The 550-nt window shown below is 63.6% G+C and carries 1 pseudogene; it reads left to right on the forward strand.

The features are described 5' to 3' along the window. A pseudogene (locus ACOCD2_RS25610) lies at positions 1–445 on the forward strand (DNA methylase); the annotation flags it as partial. Positions 446–550 lie beyond the last annotated feature (105 nt).

Here is a 550-nt window from a genome sequence, read left to right on the forward strand (position 1 = left end):
GGCGGCGTATGACTACGGGGGTCGCGAACTGATCTACAGCGATCCGCCCTATCTCCATCACACACGTACATCGGGGCGCAGATACCGTTTCGACTATGAGGAACAGGACCACATCGAGCTGTTGGAATTGCTCAAGACCCTGCCCTGCAATGTCATCCTGTCCGGCTACCCCTCGGCCCTGTACGACGAACGGCTCGCGGGCTGGCGCACGCTGGAACTGCAGGTCATGAGCCACGCTGGTGTGCGCACGGAAAAACCCGGGTTCAATTTCACCCCCGACCGGGTGCACTGGGCCAGCTGCGCGGGCAGGAATTTCACCGACCGCCAGCGCATCAGGCGCCGTGCCGCGAACTGGGGGAAGAACTACCGGGCACTGCCGCGGGCGGAACACCTCACGGTGCTGGCGGCCATGATGGCGGTCGAGGCCGAGGCCGGATCCGGGTGAGGCATCGATCATGGCCACCGTCAACAAACAATCGCTGCGCGAGGAGTTCGACGCGCTGAAAGGTGAATTCGAGCGCCTGTGCGCCTCGGGCAAGATGACGGCAGA

Source organism: Thiolapillus sp. (assembly GCF_048562965.1).
Taxonomy (GTDB): Bacteria; Pseudomonadota; Gammaproteobacteria; order Chromatiales; family Chromatiaceae; genus Thiolapillus; species Thiolapillus brandeum_A.